The organism is Microbacterium aurantiacum (assembly GCF_021654035.1).
Lineage (GTDB): Bacteria > Actinomycetota > Actinomycetes > Actinomycetales > Microbacteriaceae > Microbacterium > Microbacterium aurantiacum.
In genome coordinates this window covers 797,283-814,412 of the sequence record NZ_JAJPDW010000001.1, presented here as the reverse complement: position 1 = coordinate 814,412, position 17,130 = coordinate 797,283, and the positions used below count along the sequence as shown (strand labels likewise).

Sequence of the window (17,130 nt, the reverse complement as noted above, 5' to 3'; positions counted from 1 at the left end):
CGGCGGGATCGGGTGTCGCGTGCGGTGCGCGCGCGGGGTCCGGGTTAGCCTCGAACGGTGACCCCGGAACTCGCCGCCCGTATCGTCGCGGACTCCCGCGATCGGGTCGCGTGGGTCCGCGCGCGCTCGCGCGGGATCACCGCGACGGATGTCGCCTCCCTCACCTCCGAGCGGTCGATCGCACGCGCCGCCGACGCCAAGCTCCTCGGCTCCGGCTTCTCGGGCAACGCCTACACCGCGCACGGCCGGGCGCGCGAGCCCGAGATCGCCGCGTGGGTGGCGGCGACGCACGGCATCCAGCCCTCCTCGGCGCTGTTCCACGCCGTCGTCGAGAAGCGTCACCTCGCCACGCCGGACGGTGTCGGGCTCGACGCCCGCGGACGCGTGGTGCTCGCCGAGATCAAGACGACGAACAAGTCCTGGCGGTCCATCCCCCGGACGTACCTCCGCCAGGTGTGGTGGCAGCAGCACGTGCTCGGCGCCGAGCGGACCCTCGTCGCGTGGGAGCAGCACGACGGGTTCGTCCCGATCGACGACGAACCCCGATGCGCGTGGGTCGACCGCGATGACGCGGAAATCGCCGGGCTGGTGCGCCTGGCCACCGCGCTCATCGACGAGCTCTACCACCGGACGACGCACGGCCGGAGCGCCGTCGCGGCGAACGCCGCCGCCGCGGAGCGCCGACGCGTCGCGCGCGAGCCGTACCGCGCCCTCGCCCTCGCCGACTGACCCGTTCGGGAATAGTTGACGTGGATCAAGCATTTCCTTATTGTTGACTCAGATCAACAGTTGACCCAGATCAACGAAGGATGCCGTGACCACCTCTTCCGCCCCCGCCACCCCGTCCGTCCTCCGGCCGCTGTCCGGCCTTCTGCTGGGCATGTTCGTGTCGATGCTCGCCTCGACGGTGGTCTCCACCTCGCTCCCGGTGATCCTCCACGATCTGGGCGGCGACCAGTCGGCCTTCACGTGGGTGGTCACCGCGACGCTCCTGACCACGGCGATCTCGACGCCGATCTGGGGGAAGCTCGCCGACCTGTTCCCCCGGAAGCTCCTCATCCAGATCGCCATCGTGATCTTCGTCCTCGCCACGGCCGCGGCGGGCTTCTCGCAGACCCCGGAGATGCTCATCGCGTTCCGCGCCGTGCAGGGGATCGGCGCGGGGGGCCTCGCCGCCCTCAGCCAGGTGATCATGGCCGACATCATCAGCCCACGCGAGCGCGGGCGCTACATGGGCCTCTTCGGCGCCGTGATGGCCGTCGCCACCGTCGGCGGCCCTCTCCTCGGCGGCGTCATCACCGACACGCTGGGGTGGCGGTGGAACTTCTTCGTGGCCCTCCCCTTCGCCCTGGCGGCCCTCGTCATCCAGCAGCGCACCCTCCACCTTCCGAGCCAGCCCGCCCGGCGCGTCCGCATCGACTACCTGGGCATCGTCCTGCTCTCCACGGCGGTCTCGCTCCTCCTCGTGTGGATCACCGGCGCCGGCTCCACCTTCGACTGGTGGAGCGTTGAGACGCTGCTGATGGCGGGAGGGGCGGTCGTCGCCGGCATCCTCTTTGTCCTTGTCGAACTGCGCGCCCGCGAGCCGCTCGTCCCGCTGGACCTCTTCCGCGACCGCACCTTCACGCTCGCGACCGTCGCCTCGATCTCGACCGGCATCGCGATGTTCGGCACCTCGGTGTTCCTCAGCCAGTACATGCAGATGGCACGCGGGGCCACCCCCACTGAGGCCGGGCTCATGACCATCCCGATGATCGCCGGACTCCTGGTCGCCTCGGTCGTCGTCGGCGCCCTCATCAGCCGGTTCGGGCGGTGGAAGCCGTACCTGGTCGCCGGCTCGCTCCTCCTCACCGTCGGGAGCTTCGCCCTGTCGACCATCGAGTACGACACGAACTTCGCACTGGTGTCGCTGTACATGGTGCTGCTCGGCGCCGGTGTCGGCATGACGATGCAGAACCTCGTCCTCATCGTCCAGAACACCGCCGACCCGCGGCGCATGGGGGTCGCCAGCTCCGGCGTGACCTTCTTCCGGAGCCTCGGCGGGACCGTGGGCGTCTCTGTGATGGGCGCCGCGCTCGCGAGCTCGGCCACGGGCCTGCTCGCCGACCGCCGGTCGGACCTCGCGAGCGCGATCGAAGGGCTCGGTGCGCACGGCGCGGAGGTGGCGGCGCAGCTGCAGTCCGGCACGATCCCCCAGGTCTCCGCGCTCCCCGAGAGCGTCCGCGTGATCATCGAGGACGTCTACGCCCAGGCGATCTCGCACTCGTTCCTGCTGGCCGTGCCGGTCGCGGTCCTGGCCGTCCTCGCGATCGCGTTCCTGCCGAACGTGCCGCTGAACCGCATGACCACCCGCGAACGCGCACACGCGCTCGAAGCGGACCTGGCCACCGTCAGCGTCGACACGGGCGTCGTCCCCGCGGCACCGCGCGCGGGCGGACGCACCGCCGAGTAGGGTCGAACGCGATGAGCGACCACGACACCGCCGCCGACCGGGCCGACGCCGTCCGGGCGCTCGAGGCGGAGTTCGGCGAGTTGATCGGGCGCTTCCGTCGGATCATCGCGGAGAACGCCGACCGGGTCTCGCCGGGGCTCCTCCCGGGGCCGTACAAGGTCTTCACCACGATCGTGCGGCGGGGCCCTCTGACACTCTCGGCCCTCGCGGAGATCCTTCTGGCGGACAAGGGGCAGATCAGCCGCACCGTGCGGGAGCTCGAATCGCTCGCGCTGATCCAGCGGACGCCCGATCCGAACGACGGCCGGTCGCACCTCCTCTCCCCGACCCCCGAAGGGCTCGAGCGCCTCGCCGCCGCGCGCGCCCCGCAGGAAGGTCTCCTCGTCGACGCGCTGGCGGAATGGTCGGTGGACGACATCCGCTCGCTCGCCCGGTTGCTGCACGCCCTGACCACCGGCAGCACCCCGGGCGGAGACCCTTCTCCCCGCGGTAGCACCGACGTAACACGGGCGAGACAATCGGACGCTTGACTGGGTCCTCCACACACCCCTCGACACGCGTGCTGCCGACGACGACAGACACCGGAAGGAGCGACCGATGAGATTCCGGCCGCTGCGCTCAGGCTCCACCCCGATCGCACACCCCGCCCCTTCGTCCGACCCGTCGGTCGAGGTCCCCGCGACCATGCGCGCGACGGCCATGACGGCCGCGGGAGAACCCTCCACGCTCCAGACGATCGACGTCCCCACACCGAGCCCGGTCCTGAGCGAAGTTCTCGTCCGCGTGGTCGCGGCCGGCGTGAACCCCATCGACGCGAAGACCCGGCGGGGCGCCGGGGTGTCGGGGGCGATCGCCACGCTCCCCGGCGTCCTGGGCTTCGACTTCAGCGGCATCGTCGTGCGCGCGCCCTACGAGGCGCACCCCTTTCCTCCAGGCACGCCCGTCTACGGCATGGCCTCCTTCCCCCGCACCGGCGGCTCCTACGCCGAGTACGTCGTCGCCCCCACCCTCTCGGTCGCGCGCAAGCCCGCGTCGCTGTCGCACGTCGAGGCGGCCGGTGTGCCGCTGGCGGCCCTGACCGCGTGGGGGCTGGTCGTGGAGACCGCGCACGCGCACGAGGGCCAGCGGATCCTCATCCACGCGGGGAGCGGCGGCGTGGGGCACTTCGCCGTCCAGCTGGCGGCGTACTTCGGCGCCCACGTGACGGCGACCAGCTCGGGACGCAACGCTGCGTGGCTGCGCGAGCTCGGGGCCGCCACCGTCGTCGACTACACCACGACGCGCTTCGACGAGGTGATCGACGAGGTGGATGTCGTCATCGACCTCATCGGCAACGTGCACGACGACACCGGCACGCGGTCGCTCTCGGTCCTCCGACCGGGCGGTCTCTACGTCCTCGTGCCGACGGGGTCCTGGCCCGGATTCGCGGAGGCCGCGGCATCCGCCGGTGTGCGCTCGACGTCCTACAAGGTCATCCCCGACGGCGGCGCGCTGGCGACGATCGGACGCCTGCTCGACTCCGGCTCGATCCAGGTCTACATCGACCAGGTCGTCGATCTCGACGACGCCGCGCGCGCGCACGCCCTGATCGAGGAGGGGCACACCCGCGGCAAGGTGGTGCTGCGCGTCAGCGACGACTGACCGCGTCCGGCGACGGCGGGTCCAGCGCACGGCGGGCCTCGCCGATGATCTCCTCCGCCACCGCGTCCAGCAGCGGCGAACGCAGGTTCCACTGCTGCCAGTACAGCGGCACCTCGACATCCTCGCCGCCGAGCGCGACGAGGTCGCCCCGGGCGAGGGCGTCGTCGGCCTGGAAGGTCGGGAGGAGCGCCCACCCCAGCCCGAGCAGGACCGCGGTGGCGAAGTCGTGCGACGCGGGCACGAGGTGGCGCGGCGGCGCCGACACCACGCCGTGGGAACGCAGCCACGTCCGCTGCAGCTCGTCGCGTCGATCGAAGTCCACGACCGGTGCACGCTCGAGGGCGCCGGCATCCGCTCCCTCCGGCAGCCACCGCGCCGCGTACGACGGGGCCGCCACGGCGCGGTAGCGCATCGAACCGAGCGCGGTGACGCGGCATCCGGCGACCGGGCGTCGCTGCGAGGTCACCGCGCCCAGCACCGCACCGGTCTCCAGGAGCCCCGCCGTGAAGTCCTGGTCGTCGCGATGGATCTCGAACACCACGCCGTGCCGCTCGGTCAGCCGCGCGAGGGGCGGCAGGAACCACGTCGCCAGCGAGTCGGCGTTGACGGCGAGGGCGACGGACGCCGTCTCGTCCGCGCCGATGCCGAGCGCCGCGCGTGCGTCGGTCTCGAGCTGTGCGGCCTGTCGTGCCAAGCGCACGATCGCCTCCCCCGCCGCGGTCGCCCGCACGGGCTTGGACCGGACGAGGAGGACTTGCCCCACGAGGTCTTCGAGCGTACGCACGCGCTGGCTGACGGCGGACGGAGTGATGTGCAGCCGCGCGGCGGCGGCATCGAAGGTCCCCTCCGCGACCACGAGCGCCACGGTCTCGGCGAGATCGAAGGGGATCCTCATAAGCAGAGCTTACGCAGATGCAGATTCCTGAACTGGGCTTATCTCGCGGCAATCCCTACCGTAAAAGGGTGCTTCCCGTCCTCCTCGCCGGTTTCGGCCTCGGCCTCTCCCTCATCATCGCCATCGGCGCGCAGAACCTCTTCGTGCTGCGGCAGGGGCTCCGTCGCGAACACGTTCTCGCGGTGGCGACCGTGTGCGCCCTGTCGGACGCGGCGCTCATCGCCCTCGGCGTGTCCGGCGCGGGCCTCGCGCTGACCGCGCTTCCGGGGCTGATCGACGGGGTCCGGTGGGCGGGAGCGGCTTTCCTCACCGCCTACGGCATCCTCGCGCTCCGACGGGCGTGGCGGCCGGCCGCGGTGCTGCGCGTCGAGGAGGACGCTCCGGACGACCGCGGGACGCCGGCATCCGTCGCCGTCGGGGTCTCCACGCGGGCGCGCCTCGCACCCGTCCTCGCCACCTGCCTCGCCCTGACGTGGCTGAACCCCCACGTGTACCTCGACACCGTCTTCCTGCTGGGCTCGGTCGCCGCCACCCACGGCGAATCGCGGTGGACGTTCGCCGCCGGCGCGATGGTCGCGAGCGTGGTGTGGTTCTTCGCGCTGGGCTTCGGCGCACGCTACCTCGGGCGGTGGCTCGCGACGCCACGCGCCTGGCGGATCCTCGATCTTGCCATCGGTGTGGTCATGATCGCCCTCGCGGTCAGCCTCGTGCTCCCGCTCGCGTGATCGTCCACCCCACGACGGACGACGAGGGCCCCACCCTTTCGGATGAGGCCCTCGTGACGCGTACGCGAGATCAGATTGCGTTGACGTCCAGCGGGATGCCGGGGCCGAACGTGGTCGACACCGCACCCTTCTGGATGTAACGGCCCTTCGAGCTCGACGGCTTCAGACGCACGATCTCCTCGAGCGCGGCCGAGAGGTTCTCGTCCAGCTGCTCGGTCGAGAAGGACGCCTTGCCCACGACGAAGTGGACGTTGGCGTGCTTGTCGACGCGGAACTCGATCTTTCCGCCCTTGATCTCCTCGACGGCCTTGGCCGGGTTCGGAGTCACGGTGCCGGTCTTGGGGTTGGGCATGAGGCCGCGGGGACCCAGCACCTTGCCCAGGCGACCGACCTGGCCCATGAGCTCCGGGGTGGAGACGGCGGCGTCGAACGAGGTGTACCCGCCGGCGACCTTCTCGATGAGCTCGGCGCCGCCGACCTCGTCCGCTCCGGCCGCGATGGCGGCCTCGGCCGCGGGGCCGGTGGCGAAGACGATGACGCGAGCGGTCTTACCGGTGCCGTGGGGCAGGATGACGGTGCCGCGCACCATCTGGTCCGCCTTGCGGGGGTCGACCGAGAGCTTGAGGGCGACCTCGACGGTGGAGTCGAACTTCGCCGAACCGGTCTCCTTCGCGAGGGCGACGGCCTCGGTCGGGGTGTAGAACTTGTCCGCCTCGATCTTGGCGGCAGCGGCCTGGTAGGCCTTGGACTTGGTAGCCATGTTTCCTATCCCCCTCAGTCCTCGACCGTGATGCCCATGGAGCGGGCGGTTCCGGCGATGATCTTCGAGGCAGCGTCGATGTCGTTCGCGTTCAGGTCGGGCTGCTTGGCCTCGGCGATCTCGCGGACCTGGTCCTTGGTGAGCTTGCCGACCTTGACGGTGTGCGGCGTGGAGGAGCCCTTCTGGAGGCCGGCGGCCTTCTTGATGAGCTCGGCGGCCGGGGGCGTCTTCAGGATGAACGTGAAGCTGCGGTCCTCGTAGACGGTGATCTCCACGGGGATGACGTTGCCGCGCTGCGACTCGGTCGCGGCGTTGTACGCCTTGCAGAACTCCATGATGTTGACGCCGTGCTGACCGAGCGCGGGGCCGATCGGCGGCGCCGGGTTGGCGGCGCCGGCGTTGATCTGGAGCTTGATCAGGCCGGTCACCTTCTTCTTGGGTGCCATATCCTTTTCCTTTCCTCGAACCGGGTGCCGCGGCATCCGGTTCTCCCGCCTCTCGGGCCGTTCCCGAGCGCGGTGCGTTGCGCGCAGAGCGCAAACCACCCAAGAATACCGCATCCGTCGCCCTCACCCACACTCGATTCCCCGGGCACGATGACGGACATGCGCACGATGACGGATGCCGCGGCCCCGAGTGGTCCGTGATCGTGCGCATGTCCGTCATCGTGCGCGGTGGAGTCCCTGCGCGACGGCGCGCACGATCACGTCGTGCACCTCGCTCCAGCGGGTCATGATCTGCACGTAGTCGATGCGGATGACGTGGTACCCCAGGAGCTTCAGCCGAGCGTCATGGGCGATGTCGCTCCGCCGCTGCGCCCCGACGTGGTGACCGCCGTCGACCTGGAGGACCAGGCGATCGCCGATGACGAAGTCGACCGCGTGCCCCGCGAGCCACACCTGCTGGCGGATGGGCAGGCGGAGGAACCGCAGGCGCACGGGGATGACGGTCTCCAGGCCCGAGTCGGAGTGCAGCGAGCACTCCTCGAGCAAAGCGCGGGCCAGCGGCGCCAATGGCAGAAGCCGGAGCGACTCCCGCACCACGAGGCCCTGCCGGAGCGCCGACTCCCAGACGGCGCGGGCCTGCTCATGCGGTCGACAGCGCGCGACGACCGCCAAGACGTTCTCGACCGGGTCGACGAGGACGTCCGGATGCCGCGGCACGAGCGGGCGCGCCCAGTGCACCCGGGTCGCGTCGCTCACCTCCCCGATGTGCCGCTTCGGCGGCGCCGCCACGTGAACGCAACCGTCGCCCTGCACCCAGAGCCCGAGACGCTCGGCCTGCGTGAGGCAGGAGAGCACGACGCCCGCCCGCGCCGCGGCGACGAGCAGCGGGTCGGCACCCGGCAGCGCGACCCACCCGTCGCGCGGACGCGTCAGCATGTGCGTGGCGAGCCGTCGCTCGATCGCGCGACGCGACCACCCGCGGGACCGGAGCGCGGACACGCGCACGACACCACCGGCCTGGGATACGGCATCCGTCAGCTCATCCATCCCCGCGAGCCTCGCCGACGAGGGCGCCCCGCGACCGCGTCGCCCCCCGTTCTGGGGACAGCACCCGGTGCATCCGCGCCTGGGGAGGAGGCGCGCCCCGCGCAAGAGTGCGGACATGTGCACAATGACGGACACCTCGCGGGCCCGGCATCCGTCATCGTGCACATCTCCGCGAACGTGAACGGATGCCGCGGCACAGCGAAAGCGCCCCGTCGGGAGACGAGGCGCTTTCGCGAGAGGGTTGCTCTTACAGCTTCGTGACCTGGTCGAACGACAGCTCGACGGGGGTCTCGCGCTCGAACAGGGAGACGAGGACCGTGAGCTTGCCGCTCTCGGGCTTGATCTCGCTGATCGTTCCGGGAAGCCCCGCGAACGAGCCCTCCTTGATGGTGATCGTCTCGCCGACCTCGAAGTCGACCTCGGCGGGCAGCACGCGCGCGGCGGCCTGCTGGCCCTGCTTGGCCGCAGCGCCCTTGGCGGGAGCGACATCCTTGACCTCGACGAGGGACTTCAGCATCGTGAAGGCCTCCTCGAAGCGGAGGGGGGTCGGGTTGTGGGCATTGCCGACGAAGCCGGTGACGCCGGGCGTGTGACGCACGACCGACCAGGTGTCCTCATTCAGCTCCATGCGCACGAGCACGTAGCCGGGGATCCGGACGCGCGTGACCATCTTGCGCTGTCCGTTCTTGATCTCGACGACGTCCTCCATGGGGACCTCGATCTGGTAGATGTCTTCCTCGACCTCGAGCGTGGACTTGCGCTGCTCGATGTTGGCCTTCACCTTGCGCTCGAAGCCGGCGTAGGAGTGGATGACGTACCACTTGCCCGGGAGGCTGCGCAGCTCGGTGCGGAACGCCTCGTAGGGGTCCTCGTCCTCGTCGGATGCCTCGTCCTCGACGGATGCCGCGTCCTCGTCGTCGCCGTTCACGTCGGGCCCGTCGTACGGGGTGACGTCGTCAGCGTGCTCGGCGGCGTACTCCTCCGCCTCTTCGGCGATCGAGTCGTTGAGGACCTCGGCCGCGGCCTCGGCCTCGGCGGCCTCGTCGATGTGCAGGGCGTCGTTCACGATGGCGTCGGCCTCCGGGTCGGCGATCTCGATGTCGTCGAGGTCGGTCGTGTCCTCTTCGGGCTGGTCCTCGACGATGTGGATGGCGACGTGCTCGGCGGGCGTCACCGCGAGCTCCTCGGCGGCCAGCTGGTTGCCCTCCTGCGCCTCGTCGTCCTCGGAGGACTGCTCGGCCGCGGTCGCCCAGTCGGCGTCGTCGACATATCGTTCCGTCACGTGCGTTCCATCTCCATCCGTCCGCGCGGGCGTCGCCGCCCCTCGCGTCGAGGCCCGCGAGATCGCGGGCGTGTGCGTGGGCTCAGGCGCCGCCGGGGATCCCGAACACGTACTGCGTGATCATCACGAACAGCACGTCGAGGCCGTAGACGATGGCCATCATCACCACGACGAAGCCGAGGACGACTCCGGTGTACTTCACCAGCTCCTTGCGGGTGGGCGTGACCACCTTGCGGAGCTCGGCGAAGACCTGACGGATGAACAGCGCGATCCGCGCGAACACGTTCAGCTTCTTCCCCTGGGAAGTGCTGCCGCCCGCGGGGACGAGCTCGCCGTTCGGGTCGTCCTGAACCATCGATGCCACCTGATTACCTTCCGTGTGTCAGCTTCCGCTGACGCGCAGGGCGGACAGGAATCGAACCTGCAACCTGCGGTTTTGGAGACCGCTGCTCTGCCAATTGAGCTACCGCCCTAGAGACCCGGAGGCCTCGGGCGAAGTCTTCATCCCCTCCGAAACCGCGGCGGGCACGGCGAAGATTGCAGACTTCTACTGCACGCACCAGTGTACGGCATGCCTCCGCGCCCGACGAACCGGCGGTCGACGCCCGTTCCGTCCGGCGCCGTTCAGTACTGCTGGATGCCGTAGCGGTCGGGTTCGGGTCCACGGTCGAACGCGCGCCCGGTCACCACCGTCGGCTCGACGCGGACGTAGGTGTACTTCAGCGTCGGGATCCAGGGCTTCAGCCCCATCCCGTCCGCGCGCTCGACGGACGCACTGTCATCGAGGGCCCGCGCGTGTCCGCGCACCACGACGCTCCACGCGTGCTCGTCCGTGTGATGGTCCACCTCGAACAGGACCTCGTCGTTGACGGTGAGCTCGAACAGCTTCGAGCCCTGCGCGGTGCGGAAGAGGATGCTTTCGCCGTCGACGACGTAGTTGACGGGGAAAATGTCCAGCACCTCCCCCACGCGCGTGACGAGCCGCCCGAGCTCCTCCGTGCGCAGCCGCTGCCAGCAGGCCTCGTCGTCGAGGACGGTCACGGGGCTGTATACGCCTTCCATGACCCCATCCTCCCGGCTCGACGGAGGATCCGCCAGGGACCTAGGGCCCGACTCGGACGGATGTCGCGAGCCGGGCCGATCCGTCAGCTCGCCGCGCGGATGAGCTTCTTGTTGACGAACTCGTCGGCGGCGAGGAGTCCCATCTCCCGCGAGGTGCCGGAGCGCTTGACGCCGCCGAAGGGCAGCGCCGGCTCGTCGGCGAGGACGAGGTTGATGTAGACCATGCCCGCGTCGATCCGGTCGGCGATGCGCGAGGCCTGATCGGCATCCGTCGTGAACACATAGGAGCCGAGACCGTAGCTGGTGTCGTTGGCGATCTGCACCGCCTCCTCCTCCGAGGACACACGGTAGACGACGCCCACGGGGCCGAAGAGCTCCTCGCGGTACACGTCCATGTCGGGGGTGACGTCGGTGAGGACGGTCCCCGGGTAGTACGCCTGGTCGCGGGTGCCGCCGGTCACGAGCCGCGCACCCTGCGCCACGGCGCGGTCGACCTGCTCGGCGAGGCGCTCGGCGGCGGCGAGCGAGGAGAGCGGCCCGAGCACCGTGTCTTCGGCGAACGGGTCGCCCACCTGCGCGCCGGACATCGCCGCGGTGAACTTCTCGAGGAACGCCTCGTACAGCTCGTCGATGACGATGAAGCGCTTGGCGGCGTTGCAGGACTGACCGTTGTTGTCCAGGCGCGCGTCCACGGCCGCCTGCACCGTGGCGTCGAGGTCGTCGGTGGACAGGAGGATGAAGGGGTCGGATCCGCCGAGCTCCAGCGCCACCTTCTTCAGGTTCCGCCCGGCGATCTCGGCGACCGCCGACCCCGCCCGCTCGGAGCCGGTCACGGAGACGCCCTGGACGCGACGGTCGGCGATGACGGTCGCGGCCTGCTCGTTGGTGGCGTAGAGGTTGATGTAGACGCCCTCGAGACCGGCATCCTCGTAGATCTTCTGGATCGCGGCGGAGGACTCCGGGCACTGCGGCGCGTGCTTGAGCAGGATCGTGTTGCCGATCATGATGTTCGGCGCGGCGAAGCGGGCGACCTGGTAGTACGGGAAGTTCCACGGCATGATGCCGAGCAGCACCCCGAGCGGCGACCGCCGGATGAACGCCGGGCCCTCGCCCTCGATCTCGAGCGGCTGGTCGCCGGTGATCTTCTCCGCCTGGTCGGCGTAGTACTCGGTGATGTCGGCGGCGAAGTCGACCTCGCCCTCCGCGGCGGCCAGCGGCTTGCCCATCTCGCGCACGATGATGGCGGAGAGCTCGTCGCGCCGCTCGCGGTGGAGCTCGGCGACGCGGCGGAGGCGCTCGGCGCGCTCGGCGACGGGGACGTCGCGCCACTGCCGGTACGCACTGTCGGCGGTCGCGATCGCCGTCTCCAGCTCGGCGTCGCTGATGGTCGGATAGGTGGCCAGGGTCTCGCCCGTGGCGGGGTTGACGACGGCGTAGTCACTCATGTTGTTCTCTCCGATCGTTTGGGTACAGTCTGCCGTCACCGGCGCGTGCGGCGCAGGCTCGCGGGGGCGTCCATCGACAGGGTCTCGCCGCGGAAGAACGCCGGGCGCTTGATCGACTGCCAGATCATGATGACCACGCCGAGCAGGATCACGGTGACGCCGAGGATGAACACCAGGCCGACACCGGCGATGTTCGATCCGCTGCCGTAGTCGGGGTCCATCGAGTCGACGAGGGTCTGCACGAACAGCACCAGCAGGATGACGCCGCCCACGAGCGGCAGAAGCATCGTGAAGAAGAACCCGCGCACCGAGTCGAACCACTGCTTGCGGAAATACCAGACGCACGCGAACGCGGTGATGCCGTAGTAGAAGCAGATCATCATGCCGAGCGCGGTGATGGTGTCCCACAGCACGTTCTCGCTGATGAAGCGCATCACGGCGTAGAACCCGGAGGCGACGATCGCCGAGACGATGGTCGCGTAGCCGGGCGTGAAGAAGCGGGGGCTGACCCGGGCGAAGGATGCCGGGAGGGCGCCGTAGTGCCCCATCGACAGGAGGGTCCGCGCGGGCGAGACGAAGGTGGACTGCAGCGACGACGCCGAGGACGTCAGCACCGCGAGCGACACCAGGAACGCCAGCGGCCCGAGCACCTGTCCGGAGAGCGCGAAGAAGACGTTGCTCTGGATGTCTTCGTTCCCGAGCCCGTACTCGCCCGTCCCGACGCCGGCGAACATGATGAGCGAGACGGCGAGCAGCAGGTAGAGCGAGACGATGATGAGGACGGTGAGGGTCGCCGCGCGCCCCGGGGTCTTCTCCGGGTCCTTCGTCTCCTCGTTCATCGTGAGGGTGACGTCCCAGCCCCAGAAGATGAAGATCGACAGCGAGAGCCCCGCCACGATCGCCGAGAAGTCGCCGACGGCGAAGGGGTTGAACCACGAGAAGTCGAAGGGCGTGGCGTCGAAGGCGTTGCCGGTGAGCATCTCCACGATCGCGGCGATCGCGAAGACGAGGAGCACCAGCACCTGGAAGCCGACCAGGAAGTACTGCAGCTTCTGCGTGGTCTGCATGTCGCGGTACGACACCAGCGTCGCACCGAGGACGAAGAGGAGGCAGACGGCGACGTTGATGAACGGGTTGAAGGCCAGCTCGGCGATCCCCGGTTGCCCCGTGATCTGGGCGATGAGGAGGAAGAGGAACTCCACCGCGATGCCGGCGAGGTTCGACAGCACGAGGATCGTCGCGGCGATGAGGCCCCAGCCGGCCATCCAGCCGACCCACGGACCGAAGGCGCGCGCGCCCCAGGTGAACGACGTGCCGGCATCCGGCATGGCGCGGTTGAGCTCTCGGTAGCCGAAGGCGACCAGGAGCATCGGGATGAACCCGAGCAGGATGATGCCGGGGACCTGCACGCCGACGGCCGAGACCGTGGGGCCGAGCGCCGCGGTGAGGGTGTAGGCCGGGGCGATGCAGGAGATGCCGATGACGACGGCGCCGATGAGGCCGACGGTGCCGGCGCCGAGGCCCTTGCTCGACAGTCCGCCGGTCGGGGCGGCCTCGCCCGCCAGCGGCTTTTCGGGTGCGCTCACTTCTGGCCCTCTTCCTTGCGCGTGCGGGGCACGACCATCATGGGGACGGGGAGTTCATGGAGCATCTTCGCCGCGGTCGACCCGAGGAACAGGCGCTTGGGCTGTGCGAGCCGGCTCGAGCCGACCAGGACCATCTCGCCCGGCTCCCACTCGAGGTGGGAGACGGCGTCCTCGATGCTCTCCCCGCGGGCGACGACGACCTCGCTCGCGCTGTCGGCGCTGAGGGCCGCCTGCGCGGTCTGGAGGACCTGATCGGCATGGGCGGCGCCGGCGATGCGGATGACGCCCGTGTCGACGGATGCCGGAAGGTCGACGGTCACGAGCGAGAGGAGTCGCACCGATGCGCCGGTGGCGGCGGCGAGGGTCGCCGCTTCGTCGATGAGCGCATCGGCCCCCGGACGGGTGCCGATCGCGACCGTCAGACGCGGGAGCCCGGCATCCGCCGGGGCCTTGCGCGCGCCCTTCGGCACGAGGATGACGGGGATGTCGGAGACGTGCAGCAACTCGTTCGTCGTCGTGCCGAGGCGGTGCCGTCCGCGGCGTCCGCCGTCGGCGGCGCCGACGACGATGTGCGTGGCCGACAGCTCCTCCGCGGTCTCCAGGAGCCCCTCGCCGAAGGACTCGGCGTAGCGGACGTGCTCGGCGTGCTCCACTGTGTCCGGGACCGCGGATGCCGCCTCGGCCAGCCACTCCCGCGCCTGGCCCTCGAGGTACCGGTCGTACGCGGCGTTCGGCGGGGTGATGACGCTCCGCCCCTCCGCCGGCAGGATCTGCACGAGGTGGAGGTCGGCTCCGGATGCCGCGGCGAACCGCGACGCGAAGGCGACGGCATCCTTCCCGGCCTTGGTCGCGGTGTAGCCGACGACCAGGCGCAGCCGCCCGGTCACCGGCGGGCCTCGTCGAGGATGTTCTGCGCGACCAGGCGTCCCATGCGGATCGCCCCGTCGACGTGCTGATACCCGGCGCCTGCCATGTCGCTGCAGGCGAAGTGGATCGGGCCCACGGGGGTGCGCAGGTCCGCGCCGTACCGGGTGAGACCGCCGAGGTCGAAGCTGGCTGCGTACGCGCCGCGGGTCCACTCCTCCGCACCCCAGTCGCTCTCGTAGTAGACGAGCGGGTCCTTCGCCTCGGGGCCGAAGTAGTTCGCCAACGACGCGAGGATGCGCTCCTTGCGCTCTTCGGCGGACACGCGGAAGAGGTCGTCGGCGTTGCGGTCGGAGACGAATCCCACGAGGGTGCCGCGCTCGTCGCCGTGGTTGGTGTTGTCGTACGCCTCGTGCGACAGCTCGTACGGGCTGAACGCGGTGCCCGACAGGCCCTTGTCGCGCCAGAACGGACGGTCGTAGACGGCGTGGACCTTGATGACGAAGCCCATCGAGATGTGCTGGTGCAGCTGCTGCTTGAGGCGCGGCAGAGGCGGATCGAACTCGATCCACGGGTACAGGATCGGCGCGTGGGCGAGGATGACGTACCGCGCGCGGACGACCATGCCGTTGTCGGTCACGATCGTGACGCCGTCGCCGGCGGTCTTGACCTCGGTGACCGGCTGCTCGAGGAAGACGTCATCGCCGAGGCGCTCGGCGAGGAGGAGCGGCACCTGCTGGAGTCCGCCCACCACGCGCTCGTCGAGGATGTAGTCGGCGTCGACGAGGTGCGAGAAGCTCCCCGCGCTCGCGGCCATCAGCAGGGCCTGCAGAGCCGAGAAGGCGTAGGCGGGCTTGGTGAGCATGGCCCCCGCGATGAAGAGGGCGATGTTGTCGCGCGCCTCCTGGTCGTCGGTCTCCTGCTCCAGCCACGCCTCGAACGAGATGCGGTCGAGCTCCTCGGCATCCGGGCGGTCCCACGGACGGTCCGGATCGGTCTCGGCGACCATCGCGTCGAGCTTGTCGATCAGGCGGACGAGCTCCTTCTCGGTCTCGGGCTTGACCGGGAAGATCTCCCCGGTGAACAGCGTCCGCTCCCCGGCGGCGTTGATGTAGACCGACTCGCCCTCGCGGTAGCGGGAGTAGGTCTCGAGTCCGAGCTCCGCGATCGTCTCTTTCAGCGCCTCCTGGTCGGGCGAGACCCATTGGCCGCCGATCTCGAGCATGGCGCCGTCGATGACGTCGGTCCACAGCCGCCCGCCGACCCGCTCGCGGGCCTCCAGCACCGCCACCGACAGCCCTGCTTTGCGCAGTTCGTGGGCGGCGGTGAGGCCGGCGGCTCCGGCGCCGACGATCACGACGTCGCGCGTCACCTCGTTCATGTGCGTCTCCTCAGCTCTCCCGCGGGTGCGGGGGTCGATCGTGCGGAGACGGATGCTCTCGCCACGATGCGGGGCCAGTGGGTGGTGAAGGGAAGGCGCCGCTCAGTGGGCGGCGAGGGCGGCGGCGATGACGTCCAGGCCCTCGTGGAGCAGGTCGTCGGAGATGCTCAGCGGCGGGAGGAAACGGATCACGTTGCCGTAGGTGCCGCAGGTGAGCACGATCACGCCCTGCGCGATGCAGGCCTTCGCGATCGCGGAGGTGAGGGTGCCGTCGGGGTCTCCAGTCGAGGGCACGACGAACTCGACCGCGATCATGGCACCGCGTCCGCGGATGTCGCCGATGCGCGGGTCCGAGGCCTGCAGGTCGCGCAGGCGTCCGGTCAGGAGGGTCTCGATCTCCCGCGCGCGGGAGGGCAGGTCCTCGCTCTCGAACACCTCGATGGCGGCGAGCGCCGCGGCGCAGGCGATGGGGTTCCCGCCGTAGGTGCCGCCGAGGCCGCCGGCGTGCGCGGCATCCATGATGTCCGCGCGACCGGTGACGGCCGCGAGCGGGAGGCCCGCGGCGATGCCCTTCGCGGTCGTGATCAGGTCGGGGACGATGCCGAACAGCTCGGAGGCGAACATCGCGCCGGTGCGACCGAAGCCGGTCTGGATCTCGTCGGCGATGAAGACGACGTCGTTGCTGCGGCACCAGCGCAGGAGGTGCTCCAGGAATCCGTCGGCGGGGACGATGAACCCGCCCTCGCCCTGGATGGGCTCGATGATGACGGCGGCGAGGTTCTCGGCGCCGACCTGCTTCTCGATGACCGAGATGGCCTTGCGCGCGGCATCCGCGCCGCTGAGTCCGCCGTCGCGGAACGGGTACGACATCGGCGCGCGGTAGACCTCGGAGGCGAACGGGCCGAAGCCGCTCTTGTAGGGCATCGACTTCGCCGTCAGGGCCATCGTGAGGTTCGTGCGCCCGTGGTAGCCGTGGTCGAACGCGACGACGGCCTGCTTCTTGGTGAATTTGCGCGCGATTTTGATCGCGTTCTCGACCGCTTCGGCGCCGGAGTTGAACAGCGCCGACTTCTTCTCGTGGTCGCCCGGGGTCACCCGGTTCAGCGCTTCCGCGACCGCGACGTAGGACTCGTACGGCGAGACCATGAAGCACGTGTGCGTGAACTGCGCCACCTGCGCGGTGACGGCCTCGACGACGCGGGGGTGGGCGTTCCCGACGGTGGTGACGGCGATACCGGACCCGAGGTCGATGAGGGAGTTGCCGTCGGCATCGACGACGACTCCGCCGCCGGCGGCGACGGCCTCGATCGGCGCAGTGTGGCCGACACCGGCCGCGACGGCGGCCGCCTTCCGCGCGAGGAGCTCCTGGGAGCGGGGGCCGGGGATCTCGGTGACGAGGCGGCGTTCCTGGGGCAGAGTGGGCCCGCCCACCGGGGCGGCAACGGTGTCGATCGCGGTCATGTCGGCGAGCGTACGGGGGCGGGCGCACGGCGCACACCTGACCGGCTGTACATTTTTCCCAACCCGATGTACAACCCGTACAC

17 protein-coding genes and 1 tRNA gene are annotated in these 17,130 nt (G+C 70.1%); 5 read left to right on the top strand and 13 right to left on the bottom strand.

The features are described from left to right. The first annotated feature begins 57 nt into the window (after positions 1–57). From LTL01_RS03920 to LTL01_RS03905, 4 genes are all read left to right on the top strand, one after another. On the top strand, positions 58–729 hold the full coding sequence (locus tag LTL01_RS03920) for a YqaJ viral recombinase family protein (RefSeq protein WP_236967480.1): 672 nt from the start codon (positions 58–60) through the stop codon (positions 727–729). A 151-nt stretch (positions 730–880) separates the two neighbouring features. Then, positions 881–2,452 carry an MDR family MFS transporter gene (locus LTL01_RS03915; RefSeq protein WP_236967724.1) on the top strand — a complete coding sequence of 524 codons (1,572 nt, stop codon included), beginning with the start codon at positions 881–883 and terminating at the stop codon, positions 2,450–2,452. A gap of 11 nt (positions 2,453–2,463) precedes the next feature. Further along, the gene (locus LTL01_RS03910; RefSeq protein WP_053548098.1) at positions 2,464–2,982 is read left to right on the top strand and encodes a MarR family winged helix-turn-helix transcriptional regulator; all 519 of its coding nucleotides are present in this window, start codon (positions 2,464–2,466) and stop codon (positions 2,980–2,982) included. A 67-nt stretch (positions 2,983–3,049) separates the two neighbouring features. Then, positions 3,050–4,093: an NADP-dependent oxidoreductase gene (locus LTL01_RS03905; protein ID WP_372461286.1), complete on the top strand. Its 1,044-nt coding sequence runs from the start codon at positions 3,050–3,052 to the stop codon at positions 4,091–4,093. Here the strand turns inward: LTL01_RS03905 and LTL01_RS03900 are convergent. Further along, the gene (locus tag LTL01_RS03900) at positions 4,080–4,988 is read right to left on the bottom strand and encodes a LysR family transcriptional regulator ArgP (RefSeq protein ID WP_236967479.1); all 909 of its coding nucleotides are present in this window, start codon (positions 4,986–4,988) and stop codon (positions 4,080–4,082) included. The two genes, LTL01_RS03905 and LTL01_RS03900, sit on opposite strands and share 14 nt — an antisense overlap. A gap of 68 nt (positions 4,989–5,056) precedes the next feature. On the opposite strand from LTL01_RS03900, the gene LTL01_RS03895 reads away from it, so the two are divergent. Further along, on the top strand, positions 5,057–5,713 hold the full coding sequence (locus tag LTL01_RS03895) for a LysE/ArgO family amino acid transporter (protein ID WP_236967478.1): 657 nt from the start codon (positions 5,057–5,059) through the stop codon (positions 5,711–5,713). 70 nt (positions 5,714–5,783) lie between these two features. On the opposite strand, the gene rplA is transcribed toward LTL01_RS03895, so the two are convergent. From rplA to gabT, 12 genes are all read right to left on the bottom strand, one after another. After that, a complete protein-coding gene (gene rplA / locus LTL01_RS03890) occupies positions 5,784–6,473 on the bottom strand; it encodes a 50S ribosomal protein L1 (protein WP_236967477.1) in 690 nt (229 codons plus the stop codon). A 14-nt stretch (positions 6,474–6,487) separates the two neighbouring features. After that, positions 6,488–6,919 carry a 50S ribosomal protein L11 gene (gene rplK, locus LTL01_RS03885; protein WP_236967476.1) on the bottom strand — a complete coding sequence of 144 codons (432 nt, stop codon included), beginning with the start codon at positions 6,917–6,919 and terminating at the stop codon, positions 6,488–6,490. A 216-nt stretch (positions 6,920–7,135) separates the two neighbouring features. Beyond that, complete coding sequence (locus LTL01_RS03880) at positions 7,136–7,966, bottom strand: endonuclease domain-containing protein (RefSeq protein WP_236967475.1); 831 nt, start codon at positions 7,964–7,966, stop codon at positions 7,136–7,138. A gap of 247 nt (positions 7,967–8,213) precedes the next feature. Next, positions 8,214–9,248, bottom strand: a complete 1,035-nt coding sequence (gene nusG, locus LTL01_RS03875; RefSeq protein WP_053548105.1) for a transcription termination/antitermination protein NusG — start codon at positions 9,246–9,248, stop codon at positions 8,214–8,216. Between the two features lie 82 nt (positions 9,249–9,330). Then, positions 9,331–9,603: a preprotein translocase subunit SecE gene (secE, locus tag LTL01_RS03870; RefSeq protein WP_053548234.1), complete on the bottom strand. Its 273-nt coding sequence runs from the start codon at positions 9,601–9,603 to the stop codon at positions 9,331–9,333. 45 nt (positions 9,604–9,648) lie between these two features. Beyond that, a tRNA-Trp gene (locus LTL01_RS03865) sits at positions 9,649–9,721 on the bottom strand. Between the two features lie 151 nt (positions 9,722–9,872). Beyond that, on the bottom strand, positions 9,873–10,310 hold the full coding sequence (locus LTL01_RS03860; RefSeq protein ID WP_053548106.1) for a pyridoxamine 5'-phosphate oxidase family protein: 438 nt from the start codon (positions 10,308–10,310) through the stop codon (positions 9,873–9,875). A gap of 83 nt (positions 10,311–10,393) precedes the next feature. Continuing rightward, complete coding sequence (locus tag LTL01_RS03855; protein WP_053548107.1) at positions 10,394–11,755, bottom strand: NAD-dependent succinate-semialdehyde dehydrogenase; 1,362 nt, start codon at positions 11,753–11,755, stop codon at positions 10,394–10,396. A gap of 35 nt (positions 11,756–11,790) precedes the next feature. Further along, positions 11,791–13,341, bottom strand: coding sequence for an APC family permease (locus tag LTL01_RS03850; protein ID WP_053548108.1), 1,551 nt, complete (start codon positions 13,339–13,341; stop codon positions 11,791–11,793). Beyond that, positions 13,338–14,228 carry a universal stress protein gene (locus LTL01_RS03845; protein WP_236967474.1) on the bottom strand — a complete coding sequence of 297 codons (891 nt, stop codon included), beginning with the start codon at positions 14,226–14,228 and terminating at the stop codon, positions 13,338–13,340. The genes LTL01_RS03850 and LTL01_RS03845 overlap by 4 nt, the downstream gene beginning before the upstream one ends. Then, positions 14,225–15,586, bottom strand: coding sequence for a flavin monoamine oxidase family protein (locus LTL01_RS03840; RefSeq protein ID WP_053548110.1), 1,362 nt, complete (start codon positions 15,584–15,586; stop codon positions 14,225–14,227). Before LTL01_RS03840 ends, LTL01_RS03845 begins: the two co-directional genes overlap by 4 nt. Before the next feature lie 102 nt (positions 15,587–15,688). After that, positions 15,689–17,047, bottom strand: coding sequence for a 4-aminobutyrate--2-oxoglutarate transaminase (gene gabT, locus LTL01_RS03835; protein ID WP_053548111.1), 1,359 nt, complete (start codon positions 17,045–17,047; stop codon positions 15,689–15,691). Between the last annotated feature and the right edge of the window lie 83 nt (positions 17,048–17,130).

Bases quoted from the DNA above. Each gene is read 5' to 3' on its own strand.
- LTL01_RS03915 (WP_236967724.1), top strand. From the start codon at position 881: ATGTTCGTGTCGATGCTCGCCTCGACGGTGGTCTCCACCTCGCTCCCG.
- LTL01_RS03910 (WP_053548098.1), top strand. From the start codon at position 2,464: ATGAGCGACCACGACACCGCCGCCGACCGGGCCGACGCCGTCCGGGCG.
- LTL01_RS03905 (WP_372461286.1), top strand. From the start codon at position 3,050: ATGAGATTCCGGCCGCTGCGCTCAGGCTCCACCCCGATCGCACACCCC.
- LTL01_RS03900 (WP_236967479.1), bottom strand. From the start codon at position 4,988: ATGAGGATCCCCTTCGATCTCGCCGAGACCGTGGCGCTCGTGGTCGCG.
- rplA (WP_236967477.1), bottom strand. From the start codon at position 6,473: ATGGCTACCAAGTCCAAGGCCTACCAGGCCGCTGCCGCCAAGATCGAG.
- rplK (WP_236967476.1), bottom strand. From the start codon at position 6,919: ATGGCACCCAAGAAGAAGGTGACCGGCCTGATCAAGCTCCAGATCAAC.
- LTL01_RS03880 (WP_236967475.1), bottom strand. From the start codon at position 7,966: ATGGATGAGCTGACGGATGCCGTATCCCAGGCCGGTGGTGTCGTGCGC.
- secE (WP_053548234.1), bottom strand. From the start codon at position 9,603: ATGGTTCAGGACGACCCGAACGGCGAGCTCGTCCCCGCGGGCGGCAGC.
- LTL01_RS03860 (WP_053548106.1), bottom strand. From the start codon at position 10,310: ATGGAAGGCGTATACAGCCCCGTGACCGTCCTCGACGACGAGGCCTGC.
- LTL01_RS03855 (WP_053548107.1), bottom strand. From the start codon at position 11,755: ATGAGTGACTACGCCGTCGTCAACCCCGCCACGGGCGAGACCCTGGCC.
- LTL01_RS03840 (WP_053548110.1), bottom strand. From the start codon at position 15,586: ATGAACGAGGTGACGCGCGACGTCGTGATCGTCGGCGCCGGAGCCGCC.
- gabT (WP_053548111.1), bottom strand. From the start codon at position 17,047: ATGACCGCGATCGACACCGTTGCCGCCCCGGTGGGCGGGCCCACTCTG.